Origin of the sequence: Tardiphaga robiniae (assembly GCF_013359755.1) — a bacterium.
Lineage (GTDB): Bacteria > Pseudomonadota > Alphaproteobacteria > Rhizobiales > Xanthobacteraceae > Tardiphaga > Tardiphaga robiniae.
This window is the reverse complement of the sequence record NZ_JABMCJ010000082.1, coordinates 16611-35004: the sequence shown is the minus strand read 5'-3', so window position 1 is coordinate 35004 and position 18394 is coordinate 16611. Positions and strand designations below refer to the sequence as shown.

Here is an 18394-nt window from a genome sequence, read left to right as displayed (position 1 = left end):
AGGCGGGCGACGAAGTCATCGGAGCGCATTTGCGCCCGAGTCGAGCGTCGGAGCTGTCGTTTGATGCGAGTCTTTCCGCTGGAACCCGAGCGACCTAGACTCGGCGGCCGCTCGGGTCGCTTGCGCTCGGGGAGGGGAGGCCGCAAGCGCCTTTTCTTTCTCAGTCAAGGTGCGGGACAGGCACCGCGAGGCGCGCGTGGACTTCGGGGCGACTAGGTCTTCGGCCATGACGTCGGCGCTGTTGCCACCGAGCAGTGAGCCCACGACCGCGCGCATGACCGGCGCGCACACACCATTTCCGATGACCTTGACCTTGTCCCTGCGCGTGCCGTGGTCGAGCAGGAATTTCACGCCCTCACCGTTCTCGTCCTTGAGATGGGTCAGCCCCATCGCGCGCTTGAGCTCGGGAATCTGCAGCATGCGCAGGGTGGGCTGTCCATCGATCCACTGGACGAGACCGAAGCGGTCGAGCGTCGTCAACGTGCGCAACGGCCGGTCAAGCCGCTGCCAGCCGCCTGCGCGGTCGGAGCCGTAGTATACGATCAGGAAATCCTTGTTGCGGCCGAGCTCGGCGATCCCGCGCTCGACACGCGCGATAGTAGAATCCGCGCGCTTGCCATTGAAGACCGGATCGGCTCTGAAGTTGCCGGCACGTTCGATGATGCTCGCCGCGTCGCGTGTCGGGCGGTTGCCGGGGTGCGCTATCGACGGATTGGCTAAACGGTCTCCCACGATGAACAGCCTCCGACGGTTCTGCGGGGTGCCGAAGTCGGCCGCATCCAATGGTCCGATCCTCAGATTGTACGTCTTCCGGAGCATCTCGATGAGGTCATCATAGCCAGGCCAGTTCTTCATGGGGGTGACGTTCTCGAGAACGATCCAGCGCGGATTGAGCTCCCTGATGAACTTCATGACGTACCAGCCTGAGCGCTGGCTCTCTGTGTCCACGGGCCGGTTGCCCCGTGCGATCGAATGATGCGTGCATTCTGGAGACGCGATGAGCATGTCGATCTTGCCGACGTTCCCGAAGATCTCCGGGCCGCTGCGGTCGGTAAGCCTTGTCGTGACGACCTTCGCTGCCTTGAAGTTCGAGCGGTAGGTTTCGGTAGCGATGTCCCAGGCATCCGCCGCTCCCACCATCGTGAGGCCGGCGTGACGGGCGCCGGCGCTTCCGAGACCCCCTCCCGAAAACAGATCGATGCCCTTCATTTGCTTGCCGTTCCTTGGTCGTCGTTTTCTGTGGTGGAAAATATCAGCTTCCGGCTGAACGCATCGCGGTGCCGGCTACCAAGATTGCTGGCTCGGTCGAGCGATACTCGCTTGCGTCGGATCGACATCGATGCCGTCATCGAGGATCGACAATCCCCATCCGGGCAGTTCCGGCCGTCCATGCCTGGATTGTCTAGCATCTCTGAGATCGGCTCCCAGGACAGGTCGATCAGCCCTTGCGATGTCTGCGCTAAATTCATGTGACCTACAGAGGCTCTCGCGGTTGCCGGCCCGTTTTTCCACTGGCTGCGTTTCTCAATCATGCCAGGCTTGCCTGTTGGACGCCAGGCCCGTCGCTTGTTGTACCGAAAGAATTCTTGCGATGCAGCCCGCCGGGTCCTTCTCGATCTGATGCTCCCAGATCCTGATGACGCTCCAGCCTGCGCGGCGCAGCGCCCTGAAGTTTCTGGCGTCGCGCATCCTGTTGGCTGCAATCTTCCGCTCCCATTTTTCGGAAAGCTTCATCCGCCACGCCGGGAAGCGCCAGCCGTGCCAGAAGTCTCCGTCCACGAAGATCGCGATCCGCTGCTCGCGCAGGACGAAATCCGGACGGCCCGGCAGGTCCTTTGCGTGTTCTTCCCAGGTCAGGCCCGTCCCGGCCAGGAGGGCAGCGACCGCCAGTTCGGGCTTTGTCCCTTTGCCCCGGATGCGTGACATCAGGGCGCTTCGCTTCTCGGGACTCATGATGTCGCCGCGGTGAAGGCGTTCGCTCTTGCCCGCGGCGATCGTGGTCTGTCTAGGTGATCGGCGCGCCATGGAAGAAGCCTAGATCAGGTCTGCGGACTTGGCCGACGAGCAGACCGCGGTCCAGAAGCCTGTTTCCCTCCTCGCAGCTCGTTTCCGGCAAGAGGACGCAGCCGTGGCAGGCAGCGAGGTTCGATGTCATTGCTCCATCGCCTGGACTCTCCATGCAGATGGGATCGTTGGAGCACCATTGCGAACGGCGAAGCGCATCTTCGACGAGTCTCTGCAGACGTCCGGGGCGGGCTTCGGATACCAGGCCGCCGAGAGTGCCTTCGGAGTCGCCTGACGCCGTGTAGATCAGAAAGCCGTTCATGGGCTGGTTTGGATCCTCCAGGTTGCAGTAGAGGCGCTCCCGGAGCGCGGCCGAGCCGTAGCCGCACGAAAATGTGAGCTCCTTGATGAGGGCATGTGCCAACGTATGGATCATCATGAAACGGGCGTCGATGTTCCGGGCCGAGAGGCTTCGGATCAGGCGTCGATTGTTGAATTCGGTGAGCAGCGAACCTAGTCGCCCGGGCGCCTTGCTTCGTTCGATCCATGAATCGATGGCGTCGGAATCGATCTCGATGAAGATGCCCTCTCCGCGCACCTCCATCGCCGGCAACCAGTTGATGCTGCCGTCGATCGAGAGCCTCTGGACCGCGGGGTCGCCCCTGTCCGTCTTTGGTACTAGCCTGGAAAATCCAGTCAGTACCCGTGTCTCCCTCAGCTTTCGCACGAGGCCCACGCGCTTGAAGAAATGGCCTAGCCAATCATACTGGTCGCCGTCCAGGCGCTCCACGAACAGCTCGTCCGTGGGGTTGCTCACTCCCGCGCGGAGCACTTCGTATTCCTGACGTCGGAAATCCTCTTCGGTCGTTGCGACGTTGGGCGTGCCGGAACTATCCAGCCTCGCCTGGGCGGCAGCCGCAAGCGCAGTGGCGTCGACCTGACCCATCCTTGCAACGATTTCAGCGGCCATCTTGATGATTTTGCCGTCTTCAAGTCCGGAGGTAAGCGCAGACCACATCACCGGTTCGTCGAGGACGCGACGTATCTCATCCGTTTCGGAGGAGTGGGCTGGTGGAATATAGATCGAACTTTGCACGGCCGGGAAATAGATGTTGGAGCCGCCTCTCTGTAGGGTCTGAAGCCCGGCCGAGCACGAATGGACGCCCGTCTCGCGGCCAAGCCAGGGCTGGGCCGCGCAGCACTGCACGTCGATCTTGCCTAGTGCGCCTTCTTCGAAGGCACCGGCCAGCGAGCGCCTGCGGTCGCACGCTTCGCACTCGATCTTGATGCCGGCGAGACTCGCCGCGCTGCGGCCTGCCTTGAAGAACATCCTGCTGTCATACTCGGAGGCACAGGTGCATCCGATCCATCGCTTGAACGGGAAATCCTCGATATGCCCGTTCTCGCACACGGCGACGATGCGGACCGGGATCATGCGCCGGCCATGCTTGGACTTCGAACACGTCTGTTCGGTGCAGACGGGTTGACCGCCGAACAGGGTGGTCTTTTTCATGCGGAAGCAGCGCGGGCAGTAGTGCCAGAGCGGAAATCTCACATGGGGGATCTTGTACTTGGGGCCGCCTTCGGATTCCGAAAAGTCCGGAGGCTTTATGAAGAAGGAGCAGTTCAGCCGGGCGGCGAGCCGTTCTTCCGTTATCCTGAGCGTCTCTTCCGGAGGGCTCCTGAACCATTCGTCGAGACCCGCGCACATCAGCGCCTCGTCGTTCCGGAAGTCGTTCATCGATCCGACGCCGAAAGGAGCTATCAGTTGGCCTCTGCGCACGGGTCTCGGTTTGAATGCAGGCTTCTGAAAGCCACCGGCGGCTTTCTTCTTGCCGTTCCATTTTCCTGGCTTCATATCGAGGTCTCCGTTCCGTAGTTCTGGATCGGGACCGCTTCGCACTCCGCGTCGACGTTTCGCATCGAGGATGGTGTCTGTCTGAGCACGTGCTTCAGATATGCAATGTCTGGCCTTATAGGCTTGCCCGCAGGCCAAAGCAGCGGATCGGAGTCCTGTCCGTTCATCTTCCCGTAGAACTGCGGTTTCCGTCGCTCCCAGTCGTCGAGGAATCGGTCGAGGATGGCGGTCGCGCGGATGAGTTCTTCTGGCGCGACCTTTTTCACTCTGTCCGTGATGATTTTGACGATCTCGGTCCTCCGGTTGGCGATGCCTCTCGACGGTTCGTCCCTCAGTTCCGGATAGCGGAAACGTGCGATCGAGACCGCCAGTGCATGTATCGCGCGCTCGCAGACGGGGATCGAGAACGGCGTCACCGATGTCGGCTCGACGTGGCGGTAGGCGTTTTCGTGGAAGGAACGAAAGCTCTCGAAGTGGGACCGGTCCCTTGGCTTGAATGGATTGTAGTTCGTGATGACGAGGCCGGGATTTCCGGCGGAGCGGCCGACGCGGCTTGACGCCTGGATGTATTCGGATGCGCCCTTGGGCTGGCCCACGATGGACATCAGGCTGAGACGCGGGACGTCGAGACCGACCTGGATCATGTTGGTCGCGTAGCAGAGGTCGACCCTGTCCTTGAGGGGCGTATCAGTGAATAGCTTCTGAAGGACCGCCGGAATGTCGGAGCTGCGCATGCGGCTTGTCAGCTCGTCGAAATTGTTGATGAACCGCCGCATGCCTTTCGCGTTCTGGGATAGTCCTTCCATCAGGCCGATGCGGTCCCAGACCGAGTTGAGATATTCCCTGATGTCCGCCTGGACCAGCGTCGAGGCCCTGCCGAGTTCGCGCAGGCTGTTGAAGTAGACCATCAACGTCCAGTACGGGTCGACCGCTTCGTCCGGCCCGTCGATGAGCGCAGGAGCTTGCAGCAAGGTAGCAAGGGTGCGGACCTGTGCGGTGACGTGCGATGAGAGGGCTGTTGCGAGGACACCGACGTAGGTCCGACCAGCTTTGCCCACGCCCTCGAAAGCGAAGAACGACTCGCCCGCGACGAGGCCTTGCGGCGGGAAGAGGATCGACGGGCGGCCGTAGATCGCGTCGATCTGCTCGGATGCGCGCGCGATGGTCGCGGTGGAGGCGACGATCTTTGCAGAGATGCCTGTCTTTGGGTTGGTCGAGAATTCGTCGATTACAGTCTCGTAGTGGCCGACCATCGATCCGAGTGGCCCAGAGATGAGATGCAGCTCGTCCTGGATGATGAGGGAGGGAGGTTCGACCGCCTCGGGATTGTCGATTCCGAAAAGCAGGCGCGATTTCGGCTCCCACGGCATCATTGCGAACTTGTCGACGGTACCGATGACCAGCGTCGGCGGCCGTTCGTATATGCCTTCGTCGACGACCTCCAGCGGCAGCCCTGCGGGCGTCGAGAAGTCGCAGTCGGTGTCTTCGCAACGGAACTGGATCCTGTCTTCAGCGCCGGTCCGTTTGTCCAGCCTGTAGCCGAACACGCGGGAGTTGCCGGCATATGGGCGCGGCCCCATCGCCACGCCGCACCAGGGGCAGGAAAGGATGATGAAGGGATTGTCGCCACCTTCGCGAGCAAGACGGCTGTGGGCCTGGACGGCCTGCGAATGCCGGTTGGGCGTCACGGCGCCTCCGAGCCAAAGCCCGATCGAAACGGGAACGGTGCCGAAACTGCCCGGGTCCGCGCGCCTGATGTTTTCGAGCGCGCAGATCAGCGATGAAGCACGCTGGAATTGTTGCGTCGTGAGGAGGCGGAGCGTATAGCGCATCAGCACTGTCGTTCCAGCATCGTCGGAATTCTGAAGGCGGCGGAGCAGGGTGACGAACGCCGCGAGTCCTAGATAGGCTTCCGTCTTGCCGCCGCCCGTGGGAAACCAGATCACGTCCACCGTCTGGCGGTCGTCATGCTGCGGATCGACGAACGCGCAGACGTTCATGAGGATGAATGCGAGCTGGAATGGACGCCATTTCGTGTTCGAGTATTCCGGCGAGACGTACGGCTTCTCCGGAATTGCTGTTCCGGAGGGGCCTTCGATCCACCCCCGCAGATTGTTGGTCGATAGCTCGTAATGGTCACGTTGCTGGACCATGGCTCGGTTCATGAGCCTGAATGCTTCCATCGCATCCGCATGGGACGACAGCAGCGTCGTGCCTTCCTCGATGCGGCCGAGGCACATCCTGCAGAATTCCATGTGCTTCGCGGCGGCTGCCTTCAGCTGCGGCTTCAATGACGGGTCGGCAGCGATTTCCTTTTCGCGTTCTTCTATCCATTCCCTGTACGCCTCGGCCATCGAGGTGCAGGAAGCCATGATCGCTTGTGAAGACCCTTCCCACAGGAATTTCATCGAAAGGTCGGCGCCGTCGATGCTTTCGCGCGGCAGGATCGGAGCCTGCTCGAAGACCGGAAGCGTTTCCGTGCGCACTTCCGAGACCGTTCCGTTGGCGGCTGTCCAATCGGCCGAGCAGCCGTGTCCGACGGCATAGTTGGGCCGATGCCGATAGAGGAGCGACAGCGAGAGTTCTTCCGGATCCTGACTGGACTCGGGGCGACCGGGGTAGCCCTCGATCCGTGATGCCCCGGTCGGATGCACGACGAACCCGCATTGGAAAAAGCAGTTCTCGTTGACCGGCTTGGTGTCTGCGGTGGAATTGATCAGCGTGACGGTTATCAGGCGCTTGCCGTTCCAGGGCCTGCTGACCACGTCGAGCTCCAGGGTGCCATGCCCCTCCGGGTTTTCGAGCCGTCTCCGCTCACTGGTTTTCTGCAGGTCGGCGTGGCTTAAGGCGATCGAAGCCTTGCCGGGCACTCTGAACCACGGCTCCACGTCGTGTCCGGCTTCGGCCTGTTTTTCCGTCCCTAGGAGGCCAGGATAGCCGGAAAGAGGACGCTTGCCGTACGTGCCCCATGACGCCTCGATCTCGATGCCGCCGGTGGTATCGGCAAGAAAGCTTATGCCCATCGTGCTGGGCAGGAACATCGACGCGCCGTTCATTTCGGTGTCGACTTCCGGCGCGGGATCGCTCGCGGCGTCCTTGCTTGCGGTCTCTCCCGTGGGTTCGTCGAGCGGGGCGTCCTCGGCGGGCGCGTTCTCCGCCGAGACGGCGTCGGCTGTCTCGATGCCTGCTTCTTCCTCGGCCGCGTCGAGGGATCCCGAATAGGTGACGCCGTTCGGGAAGAGTATCCCGCAAGCGTACCTGTACCGCGGAGGATCGCGGGGCCGCAGGATCTCTTCGCCGTTCAGCTGGACCATCGGATATCCCGGCGACGGACCGACGAGTTCGGTGCGAAGCGCGTCGATGACATGGTCGCGGACCTCCGTCGCCTGGGTGACCTTCTTGCCGATGTTCATGCTGTGCCGACCATTGCCAGGAGACCGTCTACCATTCGCTTGTTGAAGATCGCCCTGGTTTCCTCCGGGCAAATCAGGAGCAACCGGACTCTCGCTCGCGACATGGCGACGTAAAGGAGGGCGTCCGTCTCGTCCGTGTTGCCGGTGCCAGCATCGACTACGATTACGACCGGGCTTTCGAGGCCCTTGAACGCATGGATCGTCGAATACGAAACGGCTTCCGGATCGGCCGAGGAGATGTCTCTGATCTTCCACCCCGCCACGGAGTTCATGCGAGACGCGACCGAATTTTCACGCCTTCGGGGCCCCAGCAGCGCGACGTCGGCGGCCCGGATGCCGGCGGCCTTCAAGGCCGTCACGATCTGGCTGAGCTTGGCAATTCCGTCAGCCTGGTTGGCCGCGTAGAAGATCTCGACAGGGTCGCCTTCTGGCTGCTTGTCACTGATCTTCATACCGGTGAACCCGCAGATCAGATCGGTGTGCCGAGCGATCCGTTTCGTGTTGCGGCAGTTGATGCTGAGATTAAATATGGGCGGCCCCGAGAACGCCGAGCGCAGCTCCTCGTTCGATGTGGTGGATCTGCCGTAGAGGGCCTGACGAGTGAAATCGCCGAAGAGGATGGTCTTCGCGTCGGAGATGCCGCCCGTCCAGGCTCGTGCAATGTCGGCGATCCGCGCGGCCTCGAAGTCCTGTGTCTCGTCGATCAGCACGGCGTCGAACCTTTCACCTAGCTCGTCGATTGCGAGCGCGCCCAGGTCGAAGTAGTGCCGGTCGTACAGCTCTTCGCTATCGATCTGCCCCGATTGAGGGAGGTCGCCGGCGAGCGAGGACCGCGCGATGCGGTCGCGCAGGAGGCTATGAATGTTGCCTGCCACGACGCCCTGCAGACCCTGTTCATCCAGGCATCTGCGTAGCCAAGAGCCGAGGTGCCGGTTGTAGCATGCAAGGACGACCCGCTTTCCGGAGAGCGACAGCCGCCGAGCGGATTCGATGGCGATGTTCGTCTTTCCCGTCCCTGCAGGTCCCTTTACGAGGCATGAGGAATTTTCGGCGATCGCGTCGAGTACCGCATACTGCTCTTCGGTAAGCGACTTGATCCGCCGTTCCGTGTCCCACATCTCCGAAGAGGCCATCTCGACCCGGTCGAAGTTCGGTCGGAGGAACGCGAGAATCCGCTTGCAGGTCGCGGCATCGGGTGCATTCAGGTCGTTCCTGCCAGACAACTGCAGCAGGGAAGGGGAGCCGCTGATACGTTTCGAGAAGTCGCGCGCCATGTCCGACTGGTCGATTACCTCTGCTCTCGAGAATTCCGGAGTGATCGGCGGGCAATCGACATCCGGAAGGATGGCCATCCACCCGATCGGACATCTGGACTCGGACGAGCCCTGTCCGAACTTCTGGATGAGCGCTTTCCTCAGCTTCCACATCCCTTCTTGTGCCTGACGGAACGGGCTCCGCTTCAACGCCTCGGATGTGTTGGAATTGAACCTCCGCGTGTACCAGATGCCGTCCTTGTGGGTGACTTGACCGCCTTTCACCTCTACGCAGACGATCCCGAGCCGCGGTATGATGACGACGAAGTCGATCTCCCCGTATCCACCTGTCCAGGTGCTTGAGAAGCCCAGCGAGTGGAGGATGGTCCAGTCGCCGGAGTCCGCGCAGTTCTTCAGGCCTTCAAAGACGCGGCGTTCCGATCCCGGCGTATCGGATGACGGAGCAGGTGGGATCATGGTGGCCATTTACGCTACCCGGACCTTTACCCGCTCGCCGAACATCCGCGCATGCCAGGAAGCGTTGAGCCATTGAAGACGATTGACAATGCCGACGGGGCACTCGCGCGTGGCCGCTTCCACCTCGGCGACTTCCAGGATCCAGACGGCACCCAGCTCGAACTCGACGGCGGTCTCCGTCTCGGTCGGCTCGAACAGCATCTTTCCGCAGCGGGAGACGAGATGGTCTGTGAGCTTCATTCCGGCAGACAGGTGCAGCCCGCGGAGCTCGCTGATAGCCGCGCAGCATGCCTGCCAATCGGCGGACGTCTTTCCGGCCAGCGGGAACGCCTTGGCGATGGCGAAGACGTCCTCGTCCGATCTCGGCCCGATGCGCGACTTGTTGGTGAGCCACGAGCGCAGCGTCACGACATGACGGCGGACGCCGCCCTCCTGGAGGATCCTCGCGATGTGGTTGGGATCGGATCCGCCCGATTTGAGCGCGTCCCGCCACAGTGAAGCGCGCTGCCAGAGGCGGTCATACTTCTCGTCTCCGCAGAGCTCCTGGGCGATAGCCTTGATGACGTCCTTCTCGCCCTCCTCGCGTACGATTATCCGCATTCCGGGGCGCAAGTCGGCTAGGTCGATGTGCTCCACACCGGATTTCCTGCCCTCGTTCCCGGCCTGCATGATGCACAGCGGTCGGTAGTCCGCAGCCATCGGCATCCACGATCGGCCGACGAAGCGGACGATATGCGATTGTTCGGTCTCCTCGTCGCCGTCCACCGTGATATCGATTGCACGCGTCCCGTGGGCGTTGGGCCAGGAATCCGGGGAGCCGAAGGACGCCGGATCGGGATCCGCCGGCGGAGCGTCCGCCATCCTAAGGGAGCTCGTTTCGGCAGGCGGGACGCCGAACGCGGCAGTCGGCAGGGCGGTCAGGTCCTCCCGGAGGCTGGGGTTGATTTCCAGCCTTCGTTTCTGGGATTCTCGCCAGATCAGCCGCTTCTTGTAGATCTCAATCTCGAACTCATAGCCGGTCAGCAGGATCGATTTGGACGGCCATGGATCGACGAACTTGTCGAACATGTCGCGACGAAGGAGCGAGAATGCCCTCGGTGACTCGCTGGCGTCGGTCAGCTCACTGGCGATCTTGCACTGCAGGTCGATGCCGTTCGTACCAAGGAACGCGTCGGCTTCCTCGCGGCTTTGCCGCGAGCCGGTAACGAGGACTTGCTTCAAGGCAGGGTATTGCACGATGTTCTTGGCCAGCTGCAGGAGCGCATCGCCCTTCGGGGTGATTCCTGTCGCGGAGGAAGGCGACGCGAAACGCTCGATCGCGTCGGTGAAGCTGCGGAGCGCAGAAACAGCCTCGCGGTTTGCATATCGACCGACGTAGGTTTCGGCATCGCGCAGGTGTCGGACTGCCGCGTAATATTCCGCCGCCCGATCCCCCTTGGGGATGGAGAGCCACGTGGCCGCATCGAAGAACAGGCCCCGGACCTGCTCGAGAGCGGACTGCATGGTTGGGTCATCCACGCAGGATTCCTCGTTGAGGTGTGCATCGATCTCTTTCCACCGCCTGAAGGCTTCGGCAAGGTGCGGCGCACTCTTCTCCAGATATCCGATGTTGGGCCGCTGTTCGGCGAAGGCGCTGTGCAGCGAGACGTCGACACCCGGCACATCTGTCTTGGCGGGCTCCGCGAAGGTGCGGGCTGCAGGCAGAAGCTCCCACGATCGCGGCTCCCAGACTTTCCAGCCTTGTTTCCGGAGCTGGACTGCGTCGGAACGGCGCTTCGCATCCGCGAATACGATCAGACGCTGGCGTTCGCCGAGGCGGCCGGCGAAATCGAGGTTGTTCAGCACCAGTTCCAGACGGTCGGTGAGTATGATCTGCGATCCGGCTTCGACGCTCGGGTCCAGGCTCGCCTTCTCGAGTTCGCTTAGGTTTCTGGCGATCGCTACCAGGGGACATCCGCTTGCCCCCTCGGGAGACAGGACGAAGGGACGCCCGTTCTCGTCGAACGTCCCCCAGGCGAAGTCCTCGGCGAGCGCGCTCGTTGGGACTGCCTGCGCGCGTGAAGAGGGCGCAAGCGTGGTGCGCGCGAGCATCCGCTCGAACTCCGCCCGTGATCCCACCAGCACGACGCGGTTCCTGTAGAGGCCGGTGTTTCCGAACGTCCTGACCTCGGCGATCTCGTCGATTGCTGTCGGCCGCGCGGGTCCGTGCTTTATCGATGAACGGCTCTTGGGCAGCTGCCTGCTTGTCGGCTCGAACCGCAGCAGCTCGTCCACCGGCACCACCCGCTTGCCGTCGCCGTCGAGCGTCTCCTTGTCCGTGTACCCCATGTAGACGCCTTCGACGCCGTGCACGGAAGTCTTGTCGCCGGCGACATAGACGTTTCCGTCAGGGAGGATTCTGACGCTTGATCCAGGCCGCAGATAGCGCTCTGCGAAGTGCTTTTTGTTGTCCGGGTAGTCTGCCGCGAGGCATTGGATGGAAGAAAGGATGGCGACCAGTTGGGCGACGCTCTCTGTCGATGGGAGCAGGATGCAGATGGGTCCTATCGAACGCGATTGGAGAGCGGTCGAAACAAGAACGTTGACGATGTGCGGTACGGGAATGCTCGCGCTTCCGACGAGACACTTTTCCAGTATCGCGGGAACGGCCCGGAATTTCGTCCCGGCTCCAGACTCGGCGCGGGGCACGGCATTTGCTGATTTCGGTTCCGAAGCAGCGATGGTGGATGTCGGAGCGACTTGCCGGACTACGGAGTTTTCGCCAAACGTCGGCGTGGTAGGGTGACTAGACACCGTCGGACGAATGTTGAGCTTGATTACCTCGGCTGAGGGAATGCCTTGTTGAGTCGACGGTTGTCGATCGGCAGATAGTTCGCTTTTATTCGCGGCGGGGTCTGTGGCCTGATATTCGGGGATTCTCACTGACGATTCTTGAACACCGGAGGCGATCGGTTTCGCGATCGCCACCGGTGTCGAAGGAGTCGCAACCTCGAGGTCTGAAGCAGGGCTGACAACGGGATGGCTCGTGACAGGCGCAGCGTTGGGCGCTTGAACTGGAGATGCTGCCTCGGTAGCCGCCTGAGGCGATAGCAGGTCGAATTGCTCTGCCATGTTCCTAAACCGGTTGTCGATCAGCACGGCGCTGCCGTTCAGCTTTTCGGCGAGGGTAGTCCGGTCGCGCGGCGACTGCCGCCAGGCGACCATCGGATGCCAGCCCTGGGTTTCGGCGCGAGCTACCCTTTCCGCAACGGTGTCGTCCTGGGCAGCAATCGCCCCGGCTTCTTGCACTAGAATGACGAAGCGGCCGTCTTTCTCGAGGACCGTGCCGTCGGCGGCTGTCCGCGAGATTTTCCAGCCTAACGCGACTGCCGTGTCGATGTCCGCAGAGGGAGTAGAACTGGGGAAGGATGCCGGAGCGCGGCGGTCGACGCGGCAAATTACGATGACGCCACTTCCGGCTAGGGAGGCGACCCGCTGAAGATCCGTATCCTGCAGTTCGTCCAAGGCGGCTACGATTACGTCAGCAACTTCGCCTGCGGACGCCAGGGCCACACTGCACCTTTCTGCTTGAAGTCTGGCGACGAGCCGTTTGGCCGCCGAGGCTATCTCGGTGGCGGTCAGGTTCGGTGCTGTTCTGACGACCAGCCCTAGGCTGTTCGGCGCGCCGATCCAGCGCCTGTCCGTGCCCGTAGCGAGATGTGCGATGCCGGATGCGAGCGATCGGTGCGGTGTTTCCAGGCTGATTGCGCGCGCCTGATCTTTGACGCCGATGCGATGCACGCGCGCGCCTGATGCAGCGAAGGCATCGAGCAGTTCGGTTGCATATTCGCCGCAATCGTCGACCACGACGGTGTCGAAAGAACGTGCCGAAGCCGCCATGCCGGAGAGCTCCTCTCGGCTTCTGGCTCTCGCCAAGGAGGCAGGCCATGCCGCCGGCGCGGGCCACTCGGCGTGCGTCGTAAGGTCGAGCAGAAGGTCGAGGACCTCGGGGCCATACTCCGAACGTGCCGGTTGGAGCAGAACGGTTTTTTGCGCCCGCTCGATGCTGGCTTCGAAATCGGCGGAAACGGACAGCGGATCGCCGAAGCCGGTCTCCGCAAAAAGCGCCCGGAGCTGCCGCACTTCGTTTGATGCTCTGCTCCGCTCGTCGTCTGGCGCGCCGTTTTCGAGAACTGATGCCGCTTCTTCTATCGGCGCGGTGAAGAATGATGCGCTTGTCGCTGGGGGCAGCGCGCTTTTTATTCTGACGAGGAGTCCGGGCAGCTCTCGGGCGGCTTGACGGGCTTCGCGGATCTTCTGAATCGACGAGCCAGGATTCGCTTCTCGTGCATCGGAGGAAGCGGTTTGTGGGGGAGCGATGCCGTCAAGCGATCGGGCACCGTGTTGCTGGAGGAAGCGCTCGAGCACGACGCAATCATACTGGTAGTCACGCAAGGCGGAGTCGAAAGCTCGCAAGGCGGCGCTTGCGTCCTGCTCCGACTTCATCCGCATGAAGAATTCGATTGCCTTCGCACCCGACGACTCCGGGTCGGCGGCGAGCGCGGCCCTCAGACTTCCATGGCTTCTCACAAGCCTGTTGGCATCGTTCAGGACGCCTGCCATCCATGAGGCGTGCTGATGGCTCTCGGCTATCGTCTTGCCGCGGGAACGGGGGCGCCGGAGCGTCGCGATCCCCTCCGATAGCAAGCGCTCGTCGTCTTTCAAGCTGTGCGCGTTGAGGATTTGGACGAGCGCCACTTCGAATTCCGTCTCGTCCGCTCTTATCATGGCGAGAGCGTTTTCATCGGCGGGCACTTCGGTAGACTTGCCGGTCAACACTTCCCGGACGTCGATAAACGTGCGGCCGGCACGGCCGTTGCCGGTCCAAAGCTGGTCGGCCAGCCTCAGACCGTCTTGAACGGCTAACGCGGCAAGAACTCGCATTTCGCTTCTCAACGCTTGAGCGGTCGCGAGAGACATCTCGATCTCATCGGCGCCCAGCCGGTGTTTCTGAGCGAGCTCGCGGGTCCGGCGTAGGATTCGTACCGCGGTCCGTGCGGCATCTGGATCAGCCTTGGCGCGAACCTCGACCAAATCGGTAGACGTTACGGGCGGAATTGGTTGGCCCGATACGTTGGACGCCTCAGTCAGTTGCGCCCGGTCCTGAAGCGCAGGGTGCAGATAGCTTAGTGTCCGAACCGCGATCGGCGTGTTTAGAACAGGGCTGCTGCCAATCAAAAGGCATGATCGGCCGGCTTCTGACTCGCGCGCTGCGAGAACGTTGGCGAGCACAGACTTGCCGGTGCCGGATGGGCCATGGACTTCGATGGCCTCCCTAGCGGCTGTCGCTAGCGCATGGGTCTGGGCTGCATCGAGAGTAATCATGCGATGCTCATGTGCCTCAAGCAATTGCTTGTTCGCTGAATTTCAGGCGCGGTCGTTGCCGCTTGGATCGGTTCTGTCGAATACGTCACGTCTCACCCCGCTAATAATTTATGCGGGTTGTTGGTCGGATGACAAGGAAGTTGATGAGACGCACGTCATCAACTCCTGATTTTGATCTAAGCCTTAAGTATTATATGTCGTCGAAGCGGCATCTAGTCGGAATGCTTCGGGCAATAAACAACCCGTCCGTTCTTCGCTACGCGGGCAAACTAGATCGCCAATACCGGCCACCTATGCGGAAGAAAAAGATCCGTCGTGCGCCTTGGCCGCATCCTGGCTGAATGCCACCATTGGCATGTGCGTTCAGCGGGCTTCGGCGTGAGATAGAAGTCGACCAGATGGGACACCCGCTCGGACGTCTTCGAGCTTCTTTCCGTAATGCCGGACCACGCCGCTTTCGTCTTTCCGAACGCGGTCGAGCAGGCTTCGGCGGCGAGCCACGTGCAGGCTGCACGGACATAAGTCTCATAAGGCGGATGAAGAAATTGAAGCCGGACAAAAAGAACACATATAAGGACGCCGATAAATAAAGAAAGGATGAGCCTAGGATGCTGCTTGTCTACATGAAGCCGGACTGATCGCGGCGATGAAGATGGTCGCGGCAGATGCCGGTCTCAAGCTTGACAACAAGTGGAGAGAGCCCGTTCAGAAGGCGCTGAAGTCGAAGCACAGGGCGGGATCCTGAAGTAAGGTCGAACGGCATTTCGAGTGGAGAGGCTTTTCATGAAGGTCGCTAAGCTTGCGGACGAATGGTTCATTGGCCCGCAGATTGGAGCAGGTGGTTTCGGAAAAGTGTTCGAAGCTCGGAACGCGTCAGGTCTCCAAGCCGTCGTGAAGCTCGTGCCGAAGTCACCCGGTGCTGCGCGGGAACTGCTGTTCGTGAATTTGGACGGGGCACGCCGCATCGTTCCCATCATCGATCAGGGGGAAATCGACGGAGCTTGGGCACTGGTCATGCCGCGGGCGACGGAATCTCTCCGTGATCGGATGGAGAGATCAGCCTCGTTGAGCTTGGCTGACGCTATCGAAATCGTGTCCCAGATCGCGGCGGCTCTGGGAGAAATCGAGGGGCGGATCGTCCATCGCGATCTCAAGCCGGAGAACATCCTGTTTCTGGACGGTCAATGGTGCCTGGCCGACTTCGGGATCTCAAGATACGCGGAGGCGACAACGGCGCCGGATACCCAGAAATACGCCATGACCGCGCCCTATGCGGCACCGGAGCGCTGGAGAGGGGAGAGGGCTTCGTCTGCGTGTGACATCTATGCGCTTGGCGTGATTGCGTTCGAGTTGTTGACGGGCAATCGGCCCTTCACCGGCCCATCGTTCGAGGATTTTCGGGAGCAGCATCTGCATGTCGATGCGCCTGCAATCCAGGTCGGATCGACAGCTATCCGCGCGCTTGTCGCGGAAATGCTGTTTAAAGCGCCCGGTGCACGTCCCAGCGCAAAGAATATGTCAGCCCGGCTCGAGCGGGCACGACAGAGGAAGTCGGGCGGGTTGGCGAAGCTGAGCGACGTGCATCTGTCGGAGGTCGCCAAGAAAAGTGAGGCCGAGCGCCTAGCGTCCGCGGCACGGAGCGCCGAGGATATCCGAAAGGAACTGTTTGCGGCGGGGGCCGCCCTGATGAAGACTCATCAGCAGGAGCTCGTCGATGCCATTCGAGATGCCGCGCCGAGCGCGATCGAAGGCGCGAACGGAAAACGCAGCGGCCGCACTATCGATCTATCGACGGCGCAGTTGGAATTGGCCCCCGTACGCGAGACCCCGACGGACCCGTGGAGCTGGCAGCCGCCATCGTTCAAGGTTATCGCCCAATCTGCGATCATTCTGAGGGTGCCGCGCGACCGGTATGACTTCGAGGGACGAAGCCATTCTCTCTGGTACTGCGATGCGTTCAAAGAGGGCGTTTTCGAGTGGGTGGAAACCGCGTTCATGGTCTCTCCCTTGTCATCAAGATCGACCACGATGCGGCCCTTCATGGCGGACCCCGGCATCGAGGCCGCGAAAGCGCTTTGGAATGGGATGGCCGAATTCCAACTTGCGTGGCCGCTGGAGCGGCTCGATCCGGACGCGTTCATCGACAGGTGGGCGAACTGGTTGGGTGACGCCGCGCAGGGAAGGCTGCATGCTCCGTCCACGATGCCTGAAAAGCCGACGCCGAGAAATTGGCGGTAGCGGGATCGGCGATGTAGACCCGGTCGAAAGGGAGAGCGGAGTGGCAAATCAATCGGGAGGTACCGAGCCACGGAAGCACCACTACGTGCCTCAGTTCTATCTGCGCAACTTCGTCGACGCCAAGGGAATGCTGCTGGTCGCCGATCGTGGGAAGAAGAAAGTCTTTCGCTCCAAGCCTCCTGGAGTCGCCAACGAGCGCGATTTCAACCGCATCGAGGCGGATGGCCTCGATGCGAACGCGGTGGAGAAGTTGCTTTCCGAATTCGAGGGAGAAATCGCGCCGCACCTGAAGAATGTCATCGCCACGAAGTCCCTCGCCGATGAGAAAGATCGGGCCGCGATGGTCAACTTGATGGCCGCTTTGAGCTTGCGCAATCCCAAGCGCAGGGCGGAATTGTCGCGCGCCATGGAAAACGGTGCACGACGCCTGCTCGGCTCTCGCGACCGCTACGAACAATATGTCGCCAACATGAAGAAGGCGGGGAAGTGGAATGGAGACGCAGCGTTCACTTTGGGCGAACTCGAGGTTGCCCTGGCGGAGACCAATTTGAAGCCTGCGCACGAAGCCCTTGTCGCAGCCGAGATCGATCACCACGACCACGTCGCCGATCAGCTTTGGCAACGCAAATGGGTCGTTGTGGAAGCCGCTCCGGATTCCAGCGGCTTCATAACGACGGATGACCCGGTCGCCATCTGCTGGACGGACGCCGGGCAACACGCGGGAGACCGGCCCGGAATGACAGAAGCGGATTCGGAAATCATCTTTCCCCTGTCACCCAGGCTCGCGCTGAGAGGTCGGTTCGATTTCGAGGCGGACACTTTTGAGAAGGCCGGCCCCGAAACCGTCGGTGCGATGAACACGCACATGATCAATCATGCCGACAAGCAGGTCTACTCCGACACGCACGCGTTCAAGTACGCAGTCGTGGAGGGCAACGCGCTTAAAAGCGGTGCCGTCCTTGTTCAAGACGAGCAGTTCCTGAGGAAAAGAGGCGGCGGTGACAAGATCGTTGCCCTGAAGGTGAAGTAATCGCTCATACAAGTAGAAGCACCGACAAGAAGTCGCCGCAGGACGTTTACAAGCAGCTGGAGATCAAACCAGGCAATTGGCGGGGGGAAATTCTCGGAAATTGCAGCGTCCATTTCGGCCAAGTTGTCCAACCCGGTCCGCCTCGTCAATCGGTCGAATTCACGTATCTGATCATGCCGGGCGGCTTTACCGGGCCTGATAATCATTTCACTTGGCCGGGCGTAATCATGATAATGACGCCGACCCCAATGAAGCATATCATCCTCTTCGAACAGACGCTTGATCATCTCCGGTTCCTTGCCGAATTCCTCGGCGACTTTTTTGTAGACGCGGGTTTGGACACCATAAGAGGACGCGCCAGGAGTGCTCTGCCGATCTTCGAGGTCTTGGAGCAATAACTGTCGCACGCGCTGGATGATAGCGCGGGACGTCGCATGTGTTGCGTAGTCCTTGAACACGGATCCACCAGATGAATTCCGCGTCCCGAGCACGAGGTCAGCAGCAAGATCACGCGCGCCGATCGTGCCCTCTAACGCGTGACCAATCATCTTCGCGCCGATCTTTGCAAATTCATTCACAACATCGGTCGGAACGGTGACGCCAAACTTAGCGCTCACGTCCAACACCGCCCAAAGCGCCAACATATTCCCTGTGCGATTGAAGTATGAAATCTCGGCGTTGATGGCATGATCGGCCTCGAGATTGCCGGTGTTGGCGGGCGGCAAACGATCGTCGTTGGACGTGCTCATAGGTTTTA

10 protein-coding genes are annotated in these 18394 nt (G+C 61.2%); 2 read left to right on the top strand and 8 right to left on the bottom strand.

Annotation, left to right across the window (positions count from 1 at the left end):
• Positions 1-15: 15 nt before the first annotated feature.
• Genes HP556_RS12065 through HP556_RS12035 form a run of 7 tightly spaced genes read right to left on the bottom strand, consistent with a single transcriptional unit; the run spans position 16 to position 14369 of the window.
• Positions 16-1209, bottom strand: a complete 1194-nt coding sequence (locus tag HP556_RS12065) for a DNA cytosine methyltransferase (RefSeq protein ID WP_175367153.1) — start codon at positions 1207-1209, stop codon at positions 16-18.
• Positions 1206-1532 (bottom strand): hypothetical protein, encoded by a 327-nt coding sequence (locus tag HP556_RS12060; protein ID WP_175367152.1) that lies wholly within the window; start codon positions 1530-1532, stop codon positions 1206-1208. The genes HP556_RS12065 and HP556_RS12060 overlap by 4 nt, the downstream gene beginning before the upstream one ends.
• Entirely contained in the window at positions 1525-2025 is a 501-nt protein-coding gene (locus HP556_RS12055) for a very short patch repair endonuclease (protein WP_175367151.1), read from the bottom strand. The genes HP556_RS12060 and HP556_RS12055 overlap by 8 nt, the downstream gene beginning before the upstream one ends.
• Positions 2006-3862: a DUF1998 domain-containing protein gene (gene drmB, locus HP556_RS12050; RefSeq protein WP_175367150.1), complete on the bottom strand. Its 1857-nt coding sequence runs from the start codon at positions 3860-3862 to the stop codon at positions 2006-2008. The genes HP556_RS12055 and drmB overlap by 20 nt, the downstream gene beginning before the upstream one ends.
• Positions 3859-7275, bottom strand: a complete 3417-nt coding sequence (locus tag HP556_RS12045; RefSeq protein ID WP_175367149.1) for a helicase-related protein — start codon at positions 7273-7275, stop codon at positions 3859-3861. The genes drmB and HP556_RS12045 overlap by 4 nt, the downstream gene beginning before the upstream one ends.
• Positions 7272-9014, bottom strand: coding sequence for an NERD domain-containing protein (locus tag HP556_RS12040; RefSeq protein ID WP_175367148.1), 1743 nt, complete (start codon positions 9012-9014; stop codon positions 7272-7274). The genes HP556_RS12045 and HP556_RS12040 overlap by 4 nt, the downstream gene beginning before the upstream one ends.
• Complete coding sequence (locus HP556_RS12035) at positions 9015-14369, bottom strand: hypothetical protein (protein WP_175367147.1); 5355 nt, start codon at positions 14367-14369, stop codon at positions 9015-9017.
• 783 nt (positions 14370-15152) lie between these two features.
• Here HP556_RS12035 and HP556_RS12030 point away from each other — a divergent pair.
• Both HP556_RS12030 and HP556_RS12025 read left to right on the top strand, forming a co-directional pair.
• Complete coding sequence (locus HP556_RS12030; protein WP_175367146.1) at positions 15153-16607, top strand: serine/threonine-protein kinase; 1455 nt, start codon at positions 15153-15155, stop codon at positions 16605-16607.
• Between the two features lie 40 nt (positions 16608-16647).
• Positions 16648-17637 carry a DUF4238 domain-containing protein gene (locus HP556_RS12025; protein ID WP_175367145.1) on the top strand — a complete coding sequence of 330 codons (990 nt, stop codon included), beginning with the start codon at positions 16648-16650 and terminating at the stop codon, positions 17635-17637.
• Here the strand turns inward: HP556_RS12025 and HP556_RS12020 are convergent.
• Positions 17571-18386: a hypothetical protein gene (locus HP556_RS12020; RefSeq protein WP_175367144.1), complete on the bottom strand. Its 816-nt coding sequence runs from the start codon at positions 18384-18386 to the stop codon at positions 17571-17573. The genes HP556_RS12025 and HP556_RS12020 overlap by 67 nt on opposite strands.
• Positions 18387-18394 lie beyond the last annotated feature (8 nt).

Coding starts and splice junctions, on each gene's coding strand:
- HP556_RS12040 (WP_175367148.1), bottom strand. CDS start 9,014: ATGGCCACCATGATCCCACCTGCTCCGTCATCCGATACGCCGGGATCG.
- HP556_RS12035 (WP_175367147.1), bottom strand. CDS start 14,369: ATGATTACTCTCGATGCAGCCCAGACCCATGCGCTAGCGACAGCCGCT.
- HP556_RS12045 (WP_175367149.1), bottom strand. CDS start 7,275: ATGAACATCGGCAAGAAGGTCACCCAGGCGACGGAGGTCCGCGACCAT.
- HP556_RS12055 (WP_175367151.1), bottom strand. CDS start 2,025: ATGGCGCGCCGATCACCTAGACAGACCACGATCGCCGCGGGCAAGAGC.
- HP556_RS12030 (WP_175367146.1), top strand. CDS start 15,153: ATGAAGGTCGCTAAGCTTGCGGACGAATGGTTCATTGGCCCGCAGATT.
- HP556_RS12020 (WP_175367144.1), bottom strand. CDS start 18,386: ATGAGCACGTCCAACGACGATCGTTTGCCGCCCGCCAACACCGGCAAT.
- HP556_RS12060 (WP_175367152.1), bottom strand. CDS start 1,532: ATGATTGAGAAACGCAGCCAGTGGAAAAACGGGCCGGCAACCGCGAGA.
- drmB (WP_175367150.1), bottom strand. CDS start 3,862: ATGAAGCCAGGAAAATGGAACGGCAAGAAGAAAGCCGCCGGTGGCTTT.
- HP556_RS12065 (WP_175367153.1), bottom strand. CDS start 1,209: ATGAAGGGCATCGATCTGTTTTCGGGAGGGGGTCTCGGAAGCGCCGGC.